This window comes from Alteromonas macleodii (assembly GCF_903772925.1).
In the GTDB taxonomy this organism is placed as follows: Bacteria; Pseudomonadota; Gammaproteobacteria; order Enterobacterales; family Alteromonadaceae; genus Alteromonas; species Alteromonas macleodii_A.
In genome coordinates this window covers 1528671-1552294 of the sequence record NZ_LR812090.1, presented here as the reverse complement: position 1 = coordinate 1552294, position 23624 = coordinate 1528671, and the positions used below count along the sequence as shown (strand labels likewise).

Here is a 23624-nt window from a genome sequence, read left to right as displayed (position 1 = left end):
TTTATAACGCAAAGAATATTCAGTTGGAAATGCTTAATCTGCTTTGAACCCATCAATGGTGCGCTGCAGTAAGTCATTATTTTGCTGCATTTCATTAGAGAGCTCTGACAACTGCTCCGCAATGTAGAGTTCATGTCGAGCAGCTTCTTCCACAGAGACAACATCTTTAGCCACCTCTTCGGTAGTGACAGATTGTTGTTCAGCAGCAGAAGACATGCTGTTTGCCATACCTTCAAGTTCACTTGCTGCTTCTTTTACCTTCTCAGCGGTAGCTCGCCCCTCAACGGTAGTATCCATTGATGTAGATATTGAGCTTACGTTTTTATTAATGTCATTTACGACAACAACACTCGCCTCTTTTAAGCTAACTAAGAGTGATGATATTTTATCTGAAGATTCTCGGCTGCTTTGCGCTAACTTTCTCACTTCGTCAGCTACAACGGCAAATCCTCTTCCGTGATCACCCGCTCTCGCAGCCTCAATTGCAGCATTCAATGCCAGTAAGTTAGTCTGATCTGAAAGGGTGTTAATGGTCTCTAATATAGAGCTTATTTCGGTTACTTTTAGCTCCATCTGCGCCGCGTTAGTTTGAACGCCCCGAATGTCTTCTGACAGCACAGTCATGCTATTTCGTATATTGTCATTCGCTGCTAGTGATTGGTCTGCTAGTTCATCAAGTTTTTTACTTGCGTTTAAGGTATCCAAAGATGAGCTAGCAATTTCTCGACTTGTTACCGCTACCTCTTCAATCGCAGACGCTATATTGGCTGTAAGCTGTTGTGTATTTCCCGCGTCGCTTAACATTTCTGCACATGCCGACTCTAATTTTCCGGAAAGCCTTGTGCTGGTGCCAATTGACTGCCCTAACCCTCTGATAAGGTCACGAAGTGCCAAAATAGTAGTGTTAACAGAACGAGAAATTTCCCCTAATTCGTTACTCGTACTCATCGATACATCAATAGTAAGATCACCTTTTTGCGCAATCTTGTCCAAGTTAGAAACCAATATGGTTAGTTGCTGGGTGATAATGCCTATCAATACTTTGTAAATAAGTGCGATAAATAAGGCCACAACGACAATTATAATAATAATTGCCGTTAACGAAGACTGAGCACTGGCGACATTACTGTAAGATTCTTGTTTGGCTGTATCAAAAACCTTACTAAGCACCGTTGCCACTTGACCTATTTGCGCTGTTGCTAGTTTGAACCATTCGCTATTGGCTGGCAGGGAAGAGAAATTTACATCCGTCGCGACTACGTTAGCAGCAATTGACTCAACCTGCGTCGATGTGGAAGACGACATGGCGTTCGCGAATTCGGTTTTGAAATCGCCGTTTAAACCGAGAGTTAGCTTTTCACTTAAATAAGTAATATCGCCGGTATAACTGTTAATCTCTATTTTCGTATTAGGGTTAATACTTCGCTTGGCTAGTACAGCGTTTATCTTTCCCCTGCGTTGTCCGAGTCTTTCTTTTAGACCAGCTAATGTAAGCCCCTGAAGTAAATACTGTTTAGCATTTTTATCGCTAAGTAAAATCGTGAAGGCATTAGCGGCGTTTAAGGCTCGCTTGTTCAAATCACTGTAATAGCTAAACGCTTTGGCGCCATTTAACGAGTCGACCGTTTCCCGCATTGCAGTTTTATTGGTTTCGACGTCGACAAGCGGCTGCAATATAACGCCTATTCCTAAGTCTTCTGGCCACTTTTCATTAGAAATTGCTCTTAAGTTTTGAAAAGCTTCATCCGCCTTCTTGCGTTGACTTACGACCTTTTGTTTCGAATCTGCATTTGGGTTGCCTAAATAACCAGCGGTGAGCCCACGCTCGACGGCATGATGATGGGCAACTCGTTCTACAGCACTTATCAATGTGACGATACGTTCGTCTTGCTCTGCCGCTGACATATTATTCACAAGTTGACTAATATCTTTATATGCAAGAAACGCTATAGAAAGGAAAAGGGTGCCTGTTCCTAACAGTGTAAGCTGTACGACGGACAATCTATTGAAAATGGTCAAGGCTTTGGCCTCCATTCCGAGCGTTTAAATACTGAACCTCATACATAGATTTCGCTTAGCGAGCGCGTAAAAAGATCCCGTTAATAAGAACTAATACGTTTAAAGTATAGGCATCAAATAGGAAATGGAGATTTTTTGTTCTAATAAATTAGTCTAAATTAGGATAGTAATTACCAAGATAAGCCAATTAAAAATGACGTAAATATCAGAGGTGGAATATTTGTGATAAGCAGATGATTATAAAAAAGTATGGCTTGAACAAAGGTCAGCAGCATTGCGCCACTGACCGATAGCAATTAAATATACTCAACTTCGATGATTTCAACTTCAACAGCACCAGCTGGCGTTTGAATAGTTACCGTATCATCAAGCTCTTTACCGATGAGACCACGAGCGATAGGCGAATTAACTGAAATTAAGTTGTTCTTAATATCAGCTTCATCATCGCCAACAATGCGGTAAGTTGTTTCTTCATCGGTATCAACGTTTAAAATGGTAACCGTAGTGCCGAAAATAACTTTACCGGTATTTTCCATTTTAGTTACGTCAATAATCTGTGCATTTGAAAGCTTACCTTCGATATCTTGAATACGACCTTCACAGAAGCTTTGCTGTTCACGGGCAGCGTGATATTCAGCGTTTTCTTTCAAATCACCGTGCTCACGTGCTTCGGCAATAGACTCGATAATACGTGGGCGTGTTTTTGTTTTAAGCTCATTTAATTCGTCACGCAGCATTTGAGCGCCGCGCGCTGTCATTGGATACTGACTCATGAATACCGTCTCACTTAGCTAGTAATTTAAACAGAAAAGTGCGCCGCGAAGGCGCACTTTTAATTGGTTCACACAAATGTAATATTGCTAGGATACCTCGTATCCTAGCGTATGTCATTAGTGTTTGAGTCTAGCGTGTAGTTCTTGAACTGATGCCACTTTATTGCGGTCATCTGCAGACTTAGCACGGATAGTTGCAAATGCAGCGTTCATTGTCGTGGTGTAAGTCACCTTATTCACCAAGGCTTCACGACGAATGTATACTGAATCTGTGATGGCTTGACGACCTTCCGTTGTGTTGATCAAGTAAGCGTATTCGCCGTTCTTGATAGCATCAACAATGTTAGGACGACCTTCCGACATTTTGTTCACTACAGTGCTCATGATGCCTGCATCGTAAAGCTCAGTAGCGGTACCGCGGGTAGCTTCAATGCTAAAGCCGGCTTCTACCAACGCTTTTGCCAGTGCAATCATACGAGGCTTGTCGGTATCACGGACTGAAATAAGCGCTTTACCTTGCTTAGGCAATGGTGCACCTGCACCCAAGTTAGCTTTTGCATAGGCTTCTTCGAAGGTATCACCAACACCCATTACTTCACCTGTAGAACGCATTTCTGGACCTAGTAGTGGGTCAACACCTTGGAACTTAGCAAATGGAAGTACCACTTCCTTCACTGAGTAAAAAGGTGGGATAACTTCTTCTGTTACACCCTGCTCGGCTAGGCTTACGCCAGCCATCGCACGTGCTGCCACTTTAGCAAGTGGAACACCCGTTGCCTTAGATACAAATGGCACAGTACGCGCAGCACGAGGATTAACCTCGATAAGGTACACTTCACCATCTTTAATCGCAAACTGGGTATTCATCAAACCGACTACACCAAGCTCAAGCGCCATGGCTTTTACTTGCTCGCGCATAACGTCCTGAATGTCTTTTGGTAGCGAGTGCGGAGGCAGTGAACACGCTGAGTCACCTGAGTGGACCCCGGCCTGCTCGATGTGTTCCATGATGCCGCCAATTACAACCTCTTTGCCATCGCATATAGCGTCGATATCAACTTCAATAGCGTCGTCAAGGAAGCGGTCTAGCAATACTGGTGCGTCATTAGACACTTTAACCGCTTCGTTTAGGTAACGCTTAAGGTCTTTGATGTCATAAACGATTTCCATCGCTCGACCCCCCAGCACGTAGCTTGGACGAACAACCAGCGGGAAGCCAATCTCTTCAGCCATAGTTAGCGCTTGCTCAACGTTAGTTACCGTGGCATTCGCAGGCTGCTTGAGGTTAAGCTTGTTCACCATTTGCTGGAAGCGCTCACGGTCTTCGGCACGGTCAATCGCTTCTGGTGAGGTACCGATAACCGGTACACCCGCCGCCTCTAGTGCACGCGCAAGTTTAAGTGGCGTTTGACCACCATACTGCACGATAACGCCTTTAGGCTGCTCTTTAGCAACGATTTCAAGTACATCTTCCAACGTTACTGGCTCGAAGTACAGACGGTCTGATGTGTCGTAATCGGTAGATACTGTCTCAGGGTTACAGTTAACCATAATGGTCTCGTAACCGTCTTCACGCATTGAAAGCGCCGCGTGAACACAGCAGTAGTCGAACTCAATACCTTGACCAATTCGGTTTGGACCGCCGCCCAAAACCATAATCTTTTCTTTGTCAGTTGGCGCTGCTTCACACTCTTCGTCATACGTTGAGTACATATAAGCAGTACTGGTAGAGAATTCTGCTGCACAAGTATCTACACGCTTGTAGACAGGAGAAATACCAAAGTCACGACGGGTTTCACGAATGTCGCTTTCTGCCACTTTGGTTAGCTCAGCAAGACGCGCGTCAGAGAAGCCTTTACGCTTAAGTGCGCGCATAAAGTCAGCGTCAATACCTGGCAAACCAAGCTCAGATACTTTAGCTTCAAGCAGAATCAAATCTTCAAGCTGCACAAGGTACCAGCGGTCGATATTAGTAAGGTTAAATACCTCTTCAACCGTCATACCCATGCGGAATGCATCACCGATGTACCAAATACGCTCTGCGCCAGGTTGACGAAGTTCGTAAACCACTTTGTTGCGTGATTCAGGGTCTTCAAGGTCAACCATTGGATTAAGGCCTGTCGCACCTACTTCAAGACCGCGAAGGGCTTTTTGTAGTGATTCTTGCTGGTTACGGCCAATGGCCATCACTTCACCAACAGACTTCATCTGGGTAGTTAGACGGTCGTTAGCACCGGCAAACTTCTCAAAGTTGAAGCGTGGGATCTTAGTCACTACGTAGTCGATAGACGGCTCGAAAGAGGCTGGCGTTAAGCCACCTGTAATGTCATTTGCTAATTCATCTAGCGTGTAACCTACCGCAAGTTTTGCAGCTACTTTCGCAATCGGGAAGCCCGTTGCTTTAGAAGCAAGCGCAGATGAACGCGATACGCGAGGATTCATTTCGATGATAACCACACGACCAGTTTTCGGGTCTACACCGAACTGTACGTTTGAACCACCAGTTTCAACACCAATCTCACGCAGTACAGCCATAGCGGCATTACGCATTAGCTGGAATTCTTTGTCGGTTAGGGTTTGCGCTGGAGCAACTGTGATTGAGTCGCCGGTGTGCACGCCCATAGGGTCGAAGTTTTCGATTGTACATACAATAATGCAGTTATCTGCTTTATCGCGTACTACTTCCATTTCGTATTCTTTCCAGCCTAACAAGGATTCATCGATAAGAAGCTCGTTGGTAGGAGAAAGGTCAAGGCCACGGTGACAAATTTCGTTAAACTCGTCAATGTTGTACGCGATACCGCCGCCGGTTCCACCCATGGTGAAAGACGGACGAATGATACAAGGGAAGCCGATGCGGCTTAGTACATCGTGCGCTTCATCCATGCTGTGCGCGATTTCCGCACGTGGACACTCAAGGCCGATGTTTTTCATTGCTTTGTCAAAGCGCTCGCGGTTTTCTGCTTTATCAATAGCATCTGCCGTAGCACCGATGAGCTCACAACCGAACTCTTCTAGTACGCCGTGCTTGTCTAGCTCAAGCGCACAGTTAAGTGCAGTTTGTCCACCCATTGTAGGTAAGATGGCATCTGGACGTTCTTTTTCGATGATCTTGCGAACCACTTCCCAGTGAATAGGCTCGATGTAAGTTGCATCTGCCATTTCTGGGTCGGTCATAATGGTTGCTGGGTTAGAGTTAACCAAAATAACACGGTAGCCTTCTTCACGAAGGGCTTTACACGCTTGCGCGCCTGAATAATCGAATTCACAAGCCTGGCCAATCACAATAGGGCCAGCACCAATGATAAGAATACTTTGTATGTCGGTACGTTTTGGCATAGTTGGCTAATTCCTACTGCTTGTGTTGTTCAATAAGTTCAATGAAGTGGTCGAATAACGGCGCCGCTTCATGAGGACCTGGACTGGCTTCAGGGTGACCCTGGAAGCTGAACGCAGGCTTGTCGGTGCGGTGAATACCCTGCAACGACTTGTCGAACAACGAAATGTGAGTTACTTCTAGGTTATCTGGCAAGCTAGACTCATCAACAGCAAAACCGTGGTTTTGGCTGGTGATCATAACTACATTGCGCTTAAGATCTTTAACCGGGTGGTTTGCACCGTGGTGACCAAACTTCATCTTCACTGTCTTCGCACCACTTGCAATTGCAAGCAGCTGATGACCAAGACAAATACCAAATACTGGCGTACCGGTTTCGACGATAGTTTTAATTGCGGTTACTGCATAATCGCATGGTTCTGGGTCGCCCGGACCATTTGACAAAAAGACACCGTCAGGATTCATAGCAAGCACATCTTCTGCAGGCGTTTGCGCCGGAACCAGGGTTACTTTACAACCACGGTCAGCTAGCATGCGAAGAATGTTGTTTTTAACACCGTAGTCATAGGCTACAACATGATATTTGAACTCATTGGGTGTTACGTAGCCTTTGCCAAGTACCCAGCTGCCTTCGGTCCATGTTTTTGGCTCAGTGATGCTCACTACTTTTGCCAAATCCATGCCTTTAAGGCCAGGGAAATCTTTTGCTTGCGCTAGTGCGCTAGACTCGTCTAATTCATCAGAGCAAATAATGCAGCCATTCTGTGCACCTTTGTCTCGCAAGATACGCGTTAAACGGCGAGTATCTATATCAGCAATACCCACAACGCCTTTCGCTTTAAGGTATTCAGACAAAGTTTGCTGTTGACGAAAGTTACTAGCAACAAGAGGTAGGTCACGGATGATTAGACCTTTCGACCAGATTGTATCTGCTTCGACGTCTTCTTCGTTAGTGCCGGTGTTGCCAATGTGTGGATAAGTAAGGGTGATGAGTTGTTCAGCGTAGGATGGGTCGGTGAGAATTTCTTGATAGCCGGTCATGGAAGTATTAAAAACAACTTCTCCAACGGCGGAGCCTGTAGCGCCTATCGCCGTACCTTTAAAAACAGAACCATCCTCTAACACCAAAAGGGCAGAATTAGCCAAGTCAACCTCCAGATTAAGGATAACTATGTGTTTGTGCAGTTTTTTGCACAAACCCCACAAAAAACGGGAGTTATTGATAACAATACATCCCGTTTTACGATCTTTGCAGCTAATAAAACCGCACTCTTCAGCCGTTTTGACGGCTTCAAAATACGAAATTCTGGCAAATTCCGGCGAGTATACATCACTGACCGAAAATGGCAAATTTATTTGCAATAATTTACTAAAATAACGCTTTTACCACCTTTTTTGCGCAGAACCACCGAAAGTGCGGCTTATTGCTCATTAAAAGTGCAACTTTAGTTTAACACTTTAATCACGTCTTAAAGTTTGCGTAAACCCAAACGGTTTCCCACCAACCCTAATAAACGCTTATAGCTTCAAATCCAGAACATCAACCATGGAGTATAGACCAGGTTGCTTTCCATACAACCACTTTGCAGCATGCACAGCACCTTTGGCGAAAGTAAGGCGGCTTGATGCTTTATGCGTAATTTCTAAACGTTCACCAATATCCGCGAATAATGCGGTATGCTCGCCGACGATATCTCCCGCGCGAACTGTGGCAAAGCCAATGGTACCTTGGTCGCGTTCAGGCTCTTTTCCTTCTCTGCCGTATACAGCACATGTTTTGAGGTCACGACCTAATTCGTCGGCAATAGCCTCACCGATAGCCATGGCGGTGCCTGAAGGCGCATCTTGTTTAAATCTGTGGTGTGCTTCGGTAATTTCGATATCTGCCGTTTCTCCTAATACGCTGGCCGCTTGACGAACTAGCGAAAGCATTAAGTTCACGCCCACGCTGTAATTAGCAGCGAAAACAATAGGAATGTGCTTTGCCGCTTCATCTAACGCTGCTAACTGTGCATCGTTCAAACCGGTAGTACCGATTACGACAGGCATATTGTTTTCTACACACCACGCCAGGTTACTTTCAATCACCGACGGCAAAGTAAAGTCGATCATCACATCGGCGTCGTTGCCGCTCAAATTCGAAAGCGCAGTGCAGTCGACGTCTTTTTTACCAATACCGGCCAGCTCACCTACGTTTAGGCCAACCCAAGGCGAATCATCGCGTACTGTAGCAACGCTAAGTTCGGCATCTTCACTTAAATCCAACGCTTCGACTAATACGCGCCCCATACGCCCATTGGCGCCAAATAATCCTACTTTCATTTTATAACTTTACACTTTTATTAACCTTCAACTATCAAGCATTTTGCCAAATGCAGGTACTATTGCAATGTGAGATTCATATTAAATACGCATAATTAGAAACCAATCGCCCCCGCTCCCCTTTCGCTTAACTAATTTACTCGAAATACAATGTACAAAGATATTGGTTCAAACTTCATCTGGTCAGCAATAGGCTAATTAGTTGCGAGACATTGCTCGATAGCTTTTAAGATAAAACCTAATATTATGTAGTTGGGCTTTCTTGTGTTAACCGGCAAATTGGGCGACGCTATGGCTTAGATTTAATGACCTAGGTCTATTCAACTTTCTAAACACTTTTCGACGTGTACTTAAGCTAACCAGACCTACACAAAGCGTGAAATAAAATGAAGATGCAGAAAACCCTTGTTTGGGACCTACCCACCCGCCTTTTTCATTGGCTGATTGTCGCGAGCCTATTAGCCCAATATGCCACGGTTGAATGGCTAGAAAACAAAGTCCAGTGGCACTTCTATATAGGGTATTTCACCTTATTTCTTATCGTTTTCCGCCTAATTTGGGGAGTAGTTGGTACCCGACACGCTAGATTCAGTAACTTTGTTACTGGCCCTAAAAAGGTTTTTAGCTATGTAAAAACGCTTTTTAACAGACAGTCAGAGCCCGCTATTGGACATAACCCGCTAGGCGGCTGGTTTGTTATTGTTATGCTGGCGCTGTTGGCCATACAAGCCATCTCTGGGCTATTCATGACAGACGATATTTTCTTAGACGGCCCCTATCGACAGTTAGCCAGTGAAGAAACATTAGATTTGATGAACACTCTGCACCATCTTGCATTTGATGCGTTACTTTATGTCATCGCATTGCACATAGGCGCAGTTATTTTTTACAGCGTATATAAAAAACAAAAATTGGTTCCCGCTATGGTGCACGGTAGTAAAGATTCGCTGAAAGAGCCCAAAACCGCAGGTATCGCGGACTCTCGTCTGTTACGCGCACTTATTGTGGCGCTTATCGCTGCGGCGTTCGTTTATGTGGCAATTGAAGTGTATCCACCAGAACCACAAGTAAACGAATTTTACTATTGAGCTGCACGACAACCTTTTGTCACGCACTAACAGCTTAACGAATGGTAGCGCTATAACAGGCGCATTATTTCAATAATAAAGGGGCGAGAAGCCCCTTTATTGTCTAAAGAAAAAATCGTTAGAAAGTACGCTTAGCGTTGTCGCTTTTACCTATTTCCCGCTTAGTTTTCATCATATGGCAGCTGGTTCACGAACTAATCCTTTATCTCGCATTATCGATTCTATTTCTTCTACGCTTGACGGATCATCAATAGTTGAAGGGACGGCGACAGTTTCGTTGGCGGCGATCTGACGCAGTAGTTTTCGAAGTATTTTACCAGACCGGGTTTTCGGTAAACGATTCACGACTATTGCTCGCTTAAAACAGGCTACTGGGCCAATTTTATCGCGAACTCGCTGAATTAAGTCCTGCTCTAACGCTTTTTCATCCACACTCACACCATCTTTTAGAAGGACAAGCCCAACCGGTAGTTGTCCTTTCAACGCATCATTAATTCCTATCACACTGCACTCGGCAATATCTGGGTGCGCCGCAAGCACTTCTTCCATTTCACCGGTAGACAAACGGTGACCGGCAACATTAATAACATCATCGGTGCGCCCCATAATGAATACGTACCCGTCTTCATCCACATAACCGTTGTCACCAGTACTATAATACCCCTCAAATTCGCGTAAGTAGCCATCGACAAACCGTTGATGATCTTGCCATATCGTAGTTAAGCAGCCTGGGGGAAGTGGTAATTGAATGGCAATAGCGCCCTTTTCGCCTATTGCTTGAGGTGCATCGGGCCCTTTTAACACCTTAACGTTAAAGCCTGGTGTTGGCACACTGGACGAACCCGGTTTTGTCTTCATTGGTTCAAGCCCCATTGGATTCGAGCAAATAGGCCAGCCAGTCTCGGTTTGCCACCAATGATCGATAACGGGTACGCCCACCTTCTCACTTGTCCAATAGTACGTGGGCGGGTCGAGCCGTTCACCCGCCATAAACAAAGTACGTAAACTCGATGTGTCGTACTTTGATAAAAACGTCCCTTCGGGGTCGGCTTTCCTAATTGCTCGAAACGCGGTGGGTGCAGCAAAAAGTACATTTACCTTGTGAGTTTCTATCATCCGCCAAAACGCGCCAGCATCTGGCGTACCAACGGGCTTACCTTCGTATAATACAGTGGTTGCACCTTTTATAAGCGGTGCATAGACAATATAAGAGTGACCGACTACCCAGCCGACATCCGATGCAGCCCAGAATACGTCGTCTTCACTGGTATCGTATACGGCGCCCATTGAGTAGTGTAATGCGACTGCATGACCGCCGTTATCTCGAACAACGCCTTTGGGCTTTCCCGTTGTACCTGAAGTATAAAGAATATAAAGAGGGTCAGTTGCATCGACGGCGACGGGAGAGGCAGGCTCGCTATTTTCAGCTAAAGTATGCCAGTCGTAATCAGTATCTTTATTTAATTCAGCAGTTAATTGTTCTCGTTGAAACAATATGCATGCCTTAGGCTTGTGCTCTGATATATTTAGCGCCTCATCTACAAGGGGCTTATAGGGCAAAACTTTACTGCCCTCTATGCCGCAGGACGCTGTAACAATAGCCACTGGCTTCGCATCATCTATTCTTACAGCAAGCTCATTCGCTGCAAAACCGCCAAATACCACCGAGTGCACCGCTCCTAATCGAGCACATGCAAGCATTGCGATTGCCGCCTGAGGGATCATTGGCATATAGATAATAACGCGATCGCCTTTCTCAACACCTAGGCGAGACAAGCCTCCAGCAAACTGTGCCACATCAGTAAGTAGTTCGTTGTAGGTAAAATGCTGGGTAGTTTGCGTAACAGGTGAGTCGTAGATAAGTGCGGTTTTTTCACCACGGCCATTGTTAACGTGATGGTCCAGCGCTAGGTAACTGGTGTTGAGCTGCCCTCCTCTAAACCAGTCATAGTAGCCACTATCTGTTTTTTGGCATCCCTTCTCTGGGCTCTGAAACCACGCTATATTGCGAGCTTGTTCCAACCAAAAATCATCTGGATGTTGAGTAGAGGCAATGTATTCATTTTTATAAGTCATATCCATGTCCTGATTAGGGTTTAACTCTACCCTACTTCAGTTCAATCAGACCTGCTTATAAGACTTATGGCGTAGACCAGTTAACAATTTGATTTACATTAATTTAAAATTATAATTACACTTTTAAGTGCAGTATAATATTTTGAGTGAGCAACCAAATACGTATCGAGTTGAAAGTATTTGCTGTTTAATATCCCTCACTGATAACTAGTTCTAAGCGTGGCCAACCTTATTGCGCCAATCAGTTACGCTCATTGGCTTATCTAAATAATAGCCTTGGAATGCGCTACATCCACAAGCCTTTGCTTCGTTTAATTGCCCTGTGGTTTCTATGCCTTCTGCCACGGTATCGAGCTTCAACGCCCTTGCCATGTTGCAAATATTTGTAACAAACACGTTTTTTTCTTTTGAATCTTCTATTGCTTCAATAAAAACTTTATCGACTTTGAGCTCATTGATTGGAAGCGCTTGCAAAGAGTTAAGGTTTGAATCACCAATACCAAAATCATCAATAGATAAACTAAAACCTTGCTGCGCTAAATCCTTAACTCTACGCTGTATTATGTTGACGCCTTTTATCAATGCGCCTTCTGTCAATTCAAGCTTTAGACACGTGTGTGCCACCCTCCACCGATTCACTATTGCTACAAATTTGCTGACAAAGTCAGCGCGCGCTAAATGCTTCGCACTAATATTAATTGATAGCTTAGTGTCTATACTCTTCGCGCGGCATTCGCTTAATAATTTACAGGCTTCATTACAAACCCATAACCCAATATCCGCAATGAAATCGTTCTGCTCGGCAATAGGAATGAACTCTGCTGGCGTAACGACGCCAAGGTGAGGATGGTTCCATCTAAGCAACACTTCAGAGCTTACTAGATTTCCTCTACTACAATATTGAGGCTGAAGCTCTACGAATAACTCATTGTTACCAATAGCTCTATTTAAAGAATGTTTTATATAGTTATAGCGGTCTATATCGCTGCTATTAATATGTGAATAGACGTGCTCTTTCTCATCGTTTAAATAAACAATATCGTCATTTATTGCCTTTCTAGACATTAGCTCTTTTATTTTTTTATATGAAAAGTGCTTTGGTGGGATAGCACAGCTAACTGTCTTGGTTTCGATAACCAGTGAACTATTGTGTAAAGTGATAGGAACCAACACGTTATCTCTGAGATAGTGAACACATTGCTGGGCAGCATTTTTCGCCGAATGGTCATCCTTAAAGAAATCGTTTAAGTGAAGAATAAAATTGCCGCGGTCGTATTTAAATACCCTCACGTCAAGTTGCCTATTAACCTCAAAAGTACGAACAAAGCGACTAGCTAATATACGAAGGATATAGTCAACCGTGGGTTCTCCAAATGCGTCTTCATACTCTTTAACATTGACTATGCTAACTCGGAGAAAAACAGAAAGCGTCTCCTCAGACGATGCCAATGCAGCTTTATCTAAAAGGTATTGCTCGAAATGATAAAGGTTCGATAGACCAGTCAAAGCGTCAGTTAGCGCTAACTGTTTAAAGCGGTCTACTTCAAAATGCAAGTTTGAAACGCTTCGTATGCTTATAATGACCAAGTCTTGGTTATGTACCTTGGATGCTTTTAAGCTTACATCGCACGCTATTCTCTTGCCATTTTTATGACGTATGCATTCGTTTATGGTCTCGACCTCAGAGCAACGTGCAACTCCTTCGTCTAAATTTAACAAGTAGGATGGCACATCACTATTTTGAACCTTTGTCGCTAGAAGTTTAATATCTTGCCCTATTAACTCTTCCGGCTGAAACCCCAATACAGAAACAACTTGTTCGTTTGCCGACAGTATGGTGCCATTCTTATCAATGCTGAGAACCACGCTATCAACACCGTTTAAAATACTTGCTAGATAGTCTGTATAATTGTGTTGCGAATCAGATAGTCTCTGAGTTTCCGTTTCGTCCTGCACAACACCATATAAGCGAGTGAGTTTTAAACCCAAATTAGCTTGATGCTCAACTTGTAAAAATACGGTTAGCTTTATATTTTTAGTTCGCCCTTGTTTATCGGTAATAGTAAGATGCTTTGCAAAATGTCTTTGTTTTTTAATCGCTTTGAGAATTCGTTGCTTAAGGTTATCTCTGTCTTCAAATGAAATAACTTCGAGCACATCTTGTAGGTTAACGCTTTTGGAATGTAGCAGTCCCAGCAGGCTTTTCATGACTTGAGTTGAAGAAAACGCGCCGGTGAACCTGTCTATTTGCCACGCCCCCACTTTTGAAATAGCACTCACCTCTTCAAGGAGTGACAACTGCTCTGATAACTTATCTGAATAGGGATGCCGGGCAAGCTCATACAGGTAGTTTAATTCCACCTTCTGGCGCAGAATATCCACGTAGGTATGTTGATGTCCCATTAAGTTGCTATTTCTCACGAACGTAAGCACAACCCCCAACACGTTATTTTGCATGTCTTTCACCGATGCCACAACGACATACTGTTCACGAAAATGCTGAAGTGATTGGGGTAAGGTAAATTCTCTTACAGGTAATGGCGCGCTCATCGGTGTTAAAGGCAGCATGAGTAGCGTATGGGGCGGGAAAACGATGTGATGTGACTCGATTTCTGAGTGTTCACTATCGCTTGCAATAACGGTGGCGCGACCACTATTCGGGTTTACTGAAACCAACAATATACACGGTGAATCTATTTTACTCCTGCTTTCAGTCAATAACGCAGAAATACTATTTTGCGTTGTGCGCATTGTGGAAAGCATACGCTCACTGCGTAAATCCATCTAATCAGTTCCTCGAAAACAATAAAACTCGCATACAAAAGCGCCTCCTCCATTGCTTTAAACGGGTAGGTGGAGTGTTGTCTTACGCTTTAACGCTGCGTTATTTTCCAACAGTGACACGTTACCTTTTTTCAAAAATGCTTTTTTAAGTGCATTCGTAGGTAAGATACTTATTGTGAATATAGGTTATTATTACGTCCATATTTTATTTACATAACATAGACAAAATCTGTTCAAATTTCCAGCAAATTATAAATAGTGCATATGTAAATTCGATTAAACTGATGAGATGGAAGGGAATAGTGTGATAACTGGCGTCTGCTACTTGTCGCAGTTTTATAAAACAATAATTAGAATATTAGCAAGTATGAGCACGACTATTAAAAGATTGGGGGCTGGAAGAGGCAGTGCTGTTGAGTAGAGGTGGAACACTGACCTCAACAGCACCTAAAATTTAGTCTTTTTTATAGTCATCGTGGCAAGACTTACAGCTTGCACCGATTTTACCGATAGCTCCGCGATACGCGCTCTCATCACCTGCATCTACTGCAGCCTGTAGACCTTGTGCGGCCGTTTTAAGTGCCATCACTTTCTTTTCTACATCTGAGAAGTTTTCCCAAATTTCATCTTTCGCACCAGTCTCTACGTCAAATTTACGCGTATCGACAGCTAAATAGTCGCCCATCATGTCAGCAAGTTGCTCAAGACGTACAGCGTTGGTTTGCATTACGCTTTCATCGAATGGAAGCGCGCCTTTTGCCATACCACCCAACGGGCCCATGTTACTGCGAACTAATTGAAAAACCGCTTGGCGGTACTGAGTTGCTGCTTTAGCGTGTTTTTCAGAAGAAGCTTCCGTTACCTCAGCTAACGCTGAACCTGAAATCACTGCGCCAACGGTAGCTGCTACGATCATCGCTTTATTGAATAGTTTCATGCCTGTTCCCTTTTTTTAATTACCGGTTATCTACTTTTGCGTATGCAGATATTTTACCTTTTACTTATAAGCCTATCGTGACGAATAGTTCGTTTTAGCGCAAGAAATTTAACGGTGAACAAACGCTTTCAAGGGATTAGCCGCGCGTAACCTTGGTTTTAACAAATATTCGCCTAACAGAGGGACGAATGATAAAGGGGCACCCACTTACTTCACCTTTACAAAGTACAGGTTTGGACAGTCACTCGCCCTACTCTTATAAAGTACAGTTTCGGACAGACACTCATAACAGTTTCGGACAGTCACTCACCCTACTCTCATAAAGTACAGTTTCGGACAGTCACTCACCCTACTCTCATAAAGTACAGTTTCGGACAGTCACTCAAAGTTATTTCGTTTACAAGTGAAACTGTCGTAACAAGTTGCAGAGGTAGTAAATATATACTCAGATACAAAAAAGCCCTCTCAAGGAGGGCTTTGATACTTAAATAAGTGACGAACTAGTTAGTTAAGTCGTCAAAGAATTTCTTCACGCCATCGAAGAAACCTTGCGCCTTTGGACTGTGCTTGCTTGACGCCTTGCCCATCGACTCTTCTAGCTCTTGCAGTAGCTCTTTTTGACGTGATGATAGGTTAACTGGTGTTTCAACCACAACCTTACACATCAGATCACCCATAGCACCACTGCGTACAGATTTAACGCCTTTGCCGCGTAAACGGAACATACGGCCAGTCTGCGTTTCAGCACTAATTTTCAGCTTAACCTTACCGTCCAAGGTAGGGACTTCAAGTTCGCCACCAAGGGCTGCTGTTGTAAAGCTTAGCGGTACTTCGCAGTACAGGTTGTTGCCGTCGCGCTGGAAGATATCGTGTTCACGAACGTGTACTTGAACGTACAAGTCACCTGCTGGTGCACCATTCTCGCCCGCTTCACCTTCACCAGAAAGACGAATACGGTCTCCTGTGTCTACGCCTGCAGGAATCTTAACGTTAAGGGTCTTGGTCTTCTCTTTACGACCATGGCCATGACAGCTGTTACAAGGATCTTCAATAATCTTGCCCTTGCCTGAACATGTCGGACACGTTTGTTGTACAGCGAAGAAACCTTGGCGCATTTGAACCTGACCGTTGCCGTGACAGGTTGGACAGGTTTTAGGTGAAGAACCTTTTTTCGCACCTGAACCGTCGCACACGTCACACTCGACCAGCGTAGGTACGCGAATATCAACGCTCTTGCCACGAACCGCTTCTTCAAGGCTTAGCTCTAAGTTATAGCGAAGGTCTGAACCTTGGCGCGCGCGAGACTGACGTCCACCGCGACCACCGCCGCCAAAGATATCACCAAAAACATCGCCAAAGATATCGCCGAAGTCGGCACCACCACCGAAGCCGCCGCCACCACGGTTTGGATCAACACCTGCGTGGCCGTATTGGTCGTATGCTGCACGCTTCTGCGAATCTGACAGAATTTCATAGGCTTCCTGGATTTCTTTAAACTTATCTTCCAGGCCTTTATCGCCTTGCGTACGGTCAGGGTGATACTTCATCGCAAGCTTTTTGTACGCTTTTTTAATTTCACGTTCGCCCGCGCTTTTATCTACCCCGAGTACTTCGTAGTAGTCTCGTTTCGACATATCGTTTACATATCCTACTTTTTTTTTGTCGACAAGCTTGTAATGCTCGTCGAATATACAACTGACTGTTGTGAAAATAACCTGTTTAGGTTTTTAAGAACGCTAGGTCATTTAAACCAAGCTATTTACACCAAGTTATTTACACAACAAAGGCGCAACAAGAAATTCCTGATGCGCCTGAACTGCTTAAACGGCCCGTTACTTTGAACTAACGGGCCTGACACAACAGTTTACTTCTTGTCGTCGTCTTTCACTTCTTCAAATTCTGCGTCAACAACGTCGTCGTTTGCTTGACCAGAAGAAGCTTGCTGCTCAGCGCCTTCTGCGCCACCAGCAGCTGCTTGTTGAGCTTGCGCCGCTTCCATCAGCTTGCTAGACGCTTGAATAAGTTCTTGCGTTTTCGCTTCGATTTCTGCTTTGTCTTCGCCTTTAGACGCTGTCTCAAGAGCAGTAAGGGCTTCTTCAATTGGCGCTTTGTCTTCTGCACTTAGTGCATCGCCAACTTCTTCAAGCTGCTTACGTGTAGCGTGGATCATGCCATCAGCTTGGTTACGCGCTTGAATTAGCTCTTCAAACTTCGCATCGGCTTCTTTGTTCGCTTCTGCGTCTGCTACCATTTTTTCTACTTCTTCATCGCTTAGACCTGAAGAAGCTTTGATAGTGATCTTCTGCTCTTTACCAGTGTCTTTATCTTTCGCAGACACGTGTAGGATACCGTCGGCATCTAGGTCGAAGGTAACTTCGATTTGCGGTACACCGCGCGCTGCTGGGCGAATACCTTCAAGGTTGAACTGACCAAGAGACTTGTTGCCGCTTGATTGCTTACGCTCACCCTGTAGTACGTGTACTGTTACCGCAGACTGATTGTCTTCCGCTGTTGAGAAGGTTTGTGACTTCTTAGTTGGGATAGTCGTGTTCTTCTCGATAAGCGCAGTCATTACACCACCCATTGTCTCAATACCTAGAGACAGAGGCGTAACGTCAAGAAGTAGTACGTCTTTAACGTCACCAGAAAGTACACCACCTTGAATTGCTGCACCTACTGCAACTGCTTCATCAGGGTTAACGTCTTTACGTGGCTCTTTGCCAAAGAACTCACTTACATACTTCTGTACTAGCGGCATACGCGTTTGACCACCAACAAGGATGATGTCGTTGATGTCGCCTACCGATAGGTCTGAATCAGCTAGTGCTTGCTTAAGTGGATTAAGCGAGTTTTTCACTAGGTCTTCAACCAAAGACTCAAGTTTTGCACGAGTAAGCTTAATGGCTAAGTGCTTAGGACCTGTCGCATCAGCCGTGATGTAAGGCAGGTTAACTTCAGTCTGTTGTGAAGAAGAAAGTTCAATTTTCGCTTTTTCGCCTGCTTCTTTAAGACGCTGCATAGCTAGCGGGTCTTTACGAAGGTCGATGCCTTGATCTTTCTTGAACTCTTCAACTAAGTAGTTGATAACACGGTTATCGAAGTCTTCACCACCAAGGTGTGTGTCACCGTTAGTTGCTAGTACTTCAAACGTGTGCTCGCCATCTACTTCGTCAATTTCGATGATAGAGATATCGAAGGTACCACCACCTAAGTCGTATACCGCAACAACGTTATCGCCCTGCTTCTTGTCCATGCCGTAAGCAAGAGCAGCAGCAGTTGGCTCGTTGATAATACGCTTAACTTCAAGACCCGCGATACGACCGGCATCTTTAGTTGCTTGACGCTGAGAATCGTTAAAGTAAGCAGGAACAGTAATTACTGCACCAGTTACTTCTTCGCCAAGATAGTCTTCAGCGGTCTTCTTCATTTTCTTCAGTACTTCAGCAGAAACCTGAGGAGGCGCCATTTTTTCGCCTTTAGCTTCTACCCATGCGTCACCGTTATCAGCACCTACAATTTTGAAAGGCATGATGTCGATATCGCGCTGAACTTCTTTATCTTGGAAGCGACGACCAATTAGACGCTTAATAGCGAATAAAGTGTTTTCAGGGTTCGTTACCGCCTGACGCTTCGCTGATTGACCTACAAGCGTTTCACCATCGTTTGTGTAAGCGATGATTGAAGGGGTTGTACGATCGCCTTCCGCGTTTTCAATTACGCGAGGTTTGTCGCCGTCTAGAACTGCGACACATGAATTCGTTGTACCTAAGTCGATACCAATGATTCTACCCATTTCGTGTCTCCGAATAAGTTTCTTAATGCTGTACTTTTAGTGGGGTTATTCCCCGGCTTTTCAATAGATGCCAGTAAAAAAACTGACATTTTCGTGTGTTTGTCGCAAAAAAGCGTATTAGGCTTGCGTATCCACACCGTCGCTTGGCGCGCGCGATACCATTACCATGGCAGGGCGTAACAAACGGCCGTTAATTTGATAACCTTTTTGCATCACTGCCATTACTGTATTTGGCTCGTGGTCTGCACTTTCTTGCATCGACATCGCCTGATGCAAATCTGGGTTGAAGGTTTCACCCTGCGGATCAATAAGGCTTAATCCGAATTTCTCAATAGTGCTTAAGAAAGTTTTGTGGGTCATCTCCACACCTTCAAGAAGCGGCTTAACAGCTTCATTGTCGCCATCGGTCATTTCGATTGCGCGTTCTAGGTTGTCGATAACCGGAAGCAATTCACCCGCGAAGCGCTCAAGGGCAAATTTACGTGCCTTTTCTACTTCACCTTCAGCACGGCGACGCGCGTTGTCAGCATCTGCACGCGCGCGAAGCACACCATCTTGCTGGTCTTTGATCGTTGCTTGAGCTTCAGAAAGTGCGGTTTCTAGTTCATAAATGCGCTGTGCATTTTCATCTAGCTCTACGCCTTCTGCTTCTGGCGTTTCTACCTGCGCTTCTTCTGCGCCTAGTACAGTTTCATCAACTGAATTTTCTTGTTCTGCCTGCACGTCGCGATTATCGCTCATGCCTACCTCCAAACGTTTTTCTAAATTAGGCATCACCCAACCAAATTAATTTAGTGGGAATGAGTCTGTTGCGCTTAGTTATGGGGCTAGATTTAGGGTGATCAAGGGTATCCACAATATTTTTGTGGACGATTTTTAAAAAATCCTTGGAGATGCGCCATATGTAAATAACATGTTATTGTAAGTTCGTATAAACTGCACAGTTGCGAGTTTTAAAAATGCGTGGAATTACACGGACGAACTATCACACAGGCTACCAATGTTAAGTATCTGGACGGTTGGCACTATTGTTGGTATTTACCTTATCGCACTTTTCGCTTTGGCGTTTTGGGGCGATAAGCGTTTACGCGATAACCGACAGCACCCTGTACTGTACAGTCTTGGACTGGGCGTGCACTGTACATCTTGGGCATTTTTCGGTACCACCTCTCAGGCTGCACAATACGGCTGGGCAATCATCCCTACTTACTTAGGGATCATGCTGACTATGGCATTTGCGTTTCCTGTGGTGCTTCGTATAAGTAGAGTGTGCCAGCAGCATAATATCAGCTCCTTAGCTGACCTCATCTCGCTCAAATACCAGCACTCTCATTTAATTGCCGCACTTATCACTTTACTGTGTTTTTTTGGTGTTGTGCCCTATATAGCCCTTCAATTAGACGCTATTACAAAGTCTATTAACCTACTCACTGGCGAACCCCAAACCACCACGCCTTGGTTAAGCATTTACGTGGCCGGACTGCTTGCCATATTTGCTATAACCTTCGGCACGCGCACGCTAAATTTAACTGATAAGCACCCTGGCTTGCTGCTTACCATAGCATTTGAATCAATTATCAAGCTGGTTGCGCTGTGGGCTGTGGGTATTTTTGTTTGCTTCTTTCTATTCGATGGCGCGTTAGATTTAATATCTAATGCCGCATCAAATGACAGCGCCAGAAACGTTATTTATGCCGATAGCGCGCCTTGGGTTTATTTGTCACACGTAGCCCTTGGCGTTTGCTCTATGTTTGTATTGCCACGCCAATTTCACATGAACTTTGTTGAACAAAATGGTGAGGGTGAACTCAAAACCGCAAGGTGGCTATTTCCACTTTATTTATTTGGTATGACTATTTTTCTAATACCAATTGCACTTGCAGGAAAAATATTGTTGCCAGAGGCCACAAGCTCAGATGCTTATGTGCTAGCACTACCTCTACATGCTGAAAATATTGCCCTGTCATCCTTTGCTTTTATAGGCGGTCTTTCAGCCACCACAAGTATGGTAATTGTTGCAACGCTAGCCTTGGGCATAATGATATCAAACAATGTTGTAACACCGCTGTGGCTTAAAGCGCAGCTTAAGACTTCGCCCAATCGTTCAATGCAGTCAAACAAAATACTGTCTATACGCCGTATTACTGTAGTAGTCGTTTTAAGCATTGCACTCTGGTACCACCTTAATATAAGTCAGGCCGCGCCCTTAGTTAAAAGTGGCGTAATTGCCATTGCGCTGTTAGCACAGTGCATGCCCGTGTTGATGTTCGGAATCTATTGGCGGCGTAGCAGTAAAGCCGCCGCTATATCCGCTTTGCTAGTGGGCTCTACGTGCTGGGCGATATTTCTACTCTACCCTAGCCTGCTTTCTAGCTACTATTTTAATCCTGCTCCAACCGACCAAGTGCTAGGGCTGGGGTTTGCTTTTTCGTTATTGGCTAACTGCATGACATTTGTTGTTGTCGCGTTCATTTCTTCGCAGCACGAGTCAAACCAAACCGATGCCACACTGCAAAATAATTCGGCGCCCAATTTACTCGTCAAGGTGCGTGACTTAATAGCGCTTACCGAACGGGTACTCGAGAGCTCCACTCATTCCCAGCTTGTAACGCAACTCACGATTGATGTTGAGCGTGCTTCCAGCAGTGGTTATGCCAGCCAAGCACTTATCAACAGAGTCAATAAATTGCTCGCAGCTCAGGTGGGAGCACCGAGCGCTCGAATATTATTAGGCGCGATAGCAGATACAGGCAGTGATACCCTACCGGAATTAGTCGACTGGGTAGAAGAAGCCTCTCAGTCTTTTCAGTTCAATCACGAGGTACTTCAATCTTCGGTACAAAATATCGAACAGGGCATTAGTGTTCTTGATGACAAATTGCAGTTACTGGCATGGAATGACAGATACGTAGAGCTTTTTGCTTACCCAAAAGGCTTTTTGAAAGCAGGTATGCCAATTACCGACATACTGAGTTACAACGCAAAGCGAGGTTTGTTTAGCCCCTCCTCAATTGATAAACGAGTGAGCTACATGCTTGAAGGTACGCGCCATAAGCATATTCGCAAACAGCCTGATGGAAAAGTTATAGAGCTTAACGGTGCGCCCCTTCCTGGCGGCGGCTATGTAACGACTTATAGCGACATTACACAATACATAGCAATTCAAAAAGAGTTAGAAAGTGCAAAGGAGGATTTAGAGGCAAGGGTTGTTCAACGCACCGCAGAATTAGAAGAAGCAAAACTTCAGGCTGATAAGGCCAATGAAAGCAAGACTAAGTTTTTGGCAGCCGCAGGTCATGATCTGATGCAGCCTTTTAACGCCGCCACATTATTTGCCAGTATGCTAAGTAAAAGAACACAAGGCAGCGAACTGGCCGCACTGTCTGAGGGTGTGGTTAACTCACTAGATAACGCTCAGAGCCTACTTTCTATGTTGCTGGATATGACAAGATTAGATGCTGGCGTACTTACACCTCAAAACGCTGTATTTCCGATTGATGAAATTCTGTCGTCGCTGGTACAAGAGTTCAGTGTTATCGCAAAGCAAAAAGGGGTTACGCTGAGGTATGTAAAAACAAGTGTCATGGTGTATTCAGATAAAAACTTGCTGCGTCGTGTGCTGCAAAACTTATTGTCCAACGCGGTTCGTTACACACCTAAGGGCAGTATTTTAGTGGGCGTTAGGCGCATACAAACAGCAAATTCCGAAAAGGCAATAAGGCTTTGTGTTTACGATACCGGTTTAGGTATTGCCGCACACCAACAGCATGAAATTTTTAGTGAGTTCCACCAGCTGGACAACAACAAAAATGAAGGGATTGGATTAGGCTTAACTATTGTAGAGAAGATTTGCCGATTACTCGGCCATCAAGTAGGGCTAACCTCATTGCCCGGCAAAGGTAGCTGTTTTAGTGTTACAGTAACCCGCACAGCTCACGCTAGTGGTAATTCAAAACAAGCGCTGGAAACAAAGCGCTATAGCAAAGAATTGTTTTTGGAAAACACGCATTTTCTACTTGTCGAGAACGATGAGCAAGTGGCGGATGCAATGTGTGCACTCCTTGCCGATTGGGGTGCAAATACAACCCTAATAACCAGTGGCGCCGAAGCCTCTAATGTTTCTCACCAGCACTTTGACGTACTAATTGCTGACTACCATTTAAACTATGGAGAAAGCGGTTTTGATGTAGCGGCGATATTATCTGAAGAAAACGTGAGTTTCGCGCTGAAAGTATTGGTCACCGCTAATAGAAGCAACGAAATAAGAGAAGAAGCGGCAGCATTACAATTTAGCTACCTACCTAAGCCCTTAAAGCCAGCGGCGCTAAAGCGACTGCTTAAACAGTCACTCTCTCACCGACATGAAGACTCCGATAGTCCGAGAAATTACAATGCAAAGCGCTTAGGCTAATTTTGACTTCTTCAATAACTACTTCAAAAAAATAAGTTGATAAATGACTTATTGATTTTGCTTTTATTGCGTAGCCAAATGCGT

Annotated in this window: 13 protein-coding genes; 2 read left to right on the top strand and 11 right to left on the bottom strand. The window is 44.5% G+C overall.

Annotation, left to right across the window (positions count from 1 at the left end; translation table 11 throughout):
• Nucleotides 1-33: 33 nt before the first annotated feature.
• The 5 genes from PCAR9_RS06770 to dapB all read right to left on the bottom strand — a co-directional run bounded on the left by PCAR9_RS06770 (nt 34) and on the right by dapB (nt 8451).
• Entirely contained in the window at nt 34-2019 is a 1986-nt protein-coding gene (locus PCAR9_RS06770; RefSeq protein WP_179982943.1) for a methyl-accepting chemotaxis protein, read from the bottom strand.
• 296 nt (nt 2020-2315) lie between these two features.
• A complete protein-coding gene (greA, locus tag PCAR9_RS06765; RefSeq protein ID WP_025254739.1) occupies nt 2316-2792 on the bottom strand; it encodes a transcription elongation factor GreA in 477 nt (158 codons plus the stop codon).
• A gap of 117 nt (nt 2793-2909) precedes the next feature.
• On the bottom strand, nt 2910-6131 hold the full coding sequence (gene carB / locus PCAR9_RS06760) for a carbamoyl-phosphate synthase large subunit (protein WP_179982942.1): 3222 nt from the start codon (nt 6129-6131) through the stop codon (nt 2910-2912).
• A gap of 13 nt (nt 6132-6144) precedes the next feature.
• On the bottom strand, nt 6145-7275 hold the full coding sequence (carA, locus tag PCAR9_RS06755) for a glutamine-hydrolyzing carbamoyl-phosphate synthase small subunit (RefSeq protein ID WP_179982941.1): 1131 nt from the start codon (nt 7273-7275) through the stop codon (nt 6145-6147).
• Between the two features lie 372 nt (nt 7276-7647).
• Nucleotides 7648-8451: a 4-hydroxy-tetrahydrodipicolinate reductase gene (gene dapB / locus PCAR9_RS06750; RefSeq protein WP_179982940.1), complete on the bottom strand. Its 804-nt coding sequence runs from the start codon at nt 8449-8451 to the stop codon at nt 7648-7650.
• A gap of 392 nt (nt 8452-8843) precedes the next feature.
• On the opposite strand from dapB, the gene PCAR9_RS06745 reads away from it, so the two are divergent.
• Nucleotides 8844-9539: a cytochrome b/b6 domain-containing protein gene (locus tag PCAR9_RS06745; RefSeq protein ID WP_179985169.1), complete on the top strand. Its 696-nt coding sequence runs from the start codon at nt 8844-8846 to the stop codon at nt 9537-9539.
• A 171-nt stretch (nt 9540-9710) separates the two neighbouring features.
• Here PCAR9_RS06745 and PCAR9_RS06740 read toward each other — a convergent pair whose 3' ends face one another.
• The 6 genes from PCAR9_RS06740 to grpE form a co-directional block, all read right to left on the bottom strand.
• Entirely contained in the window at nt 9711-11615 is a 1905-nt protein-coding gene (locus tag PCAR9_RS06740; RefSeq protein WP_179982939.1) for a propionyl-CoA synthetase, read from the bottom strand.
• 213 nt (nt 11616-11828) lie between these two features.
• On the bottom strand, nt 11829-14399 hold the full coding sequence (locus tag PCAR9_RS06735) for a bifunctional diguanylate cyclase/phosphodiesterase (protein ID WP_179982938.1): 2571 nt from the start codon (nt 14397-14399) through the stop codon (nt 11829-11831).
• Nucleotides 14400-14853: 454 nt separating this feature from the next.
• A complete protein-coding gene (locus PCAR9_RS06730; protein ID WP_179982937.1) occupies nt 14854-15336 on the bottom strand; it encodes a c-type cytochrome in 483 nt (160 codons plus the stop codon).
• Between the two features lie 500 nt (nt 15337-15836).
• The gene (gene dnaJ, locus PCAR9_RS06725) at nt 15837-16970 is read right to left on the bottom strand and encodes a molecular chaperone DnaJ (RefSeq protein WP_015066791.1); all 1134 of its coding nucleotides are present in this window, start codon (nt 16968-16970) and stop codon (nt 15837-15839) included.
• Nucleotides 16971-17200: 230 nt separating this feature from the next.
• Nucleotides 17201-19129, bottom strand: a complete 1929-nt coding sequence (gene dnaK, locus PCAR9_RS06720; protein ID WP_179982936.1) for a molecular chaperone DnaK — start codon at nt 19127-19129, stop codon at nt 17201-17203.
• Nucleotides 19130-19246: 117 nt separating this feature from the next.
• Nucleotides 19247-19870 carry a nucleotide exchange factor GrpE gene (gene grpE / locus PCAR9_RS06715; protein WP_179982935.1) on the bottom strand — a complete coding sequence of 208 codons (624 nt, stop codon included), beginning with the start codon at nt 19868-19870 and terminating at the stop codon, nt 19247-19249.
• Between the two features lie 259 nt (nt 19871-20129).
• Here grpE and PCAR9_RS06710 point away from each other — a divergent pair, with 259 nt between their 5' ends.
• Nucleotides 20130-23540 (top strand): hybrid sensor histidine kinase/response regulator, encoded by a 3411-nt coding sequence (locus PCAR9_RS06710; RefSeq protein WP_179982934.1) that lies wholly within the window; start codon nt 20130-20132, stop codon nt 23538-23540.
• Nucleotides 23541-23624: the final 84 nt, after the last annotated feature.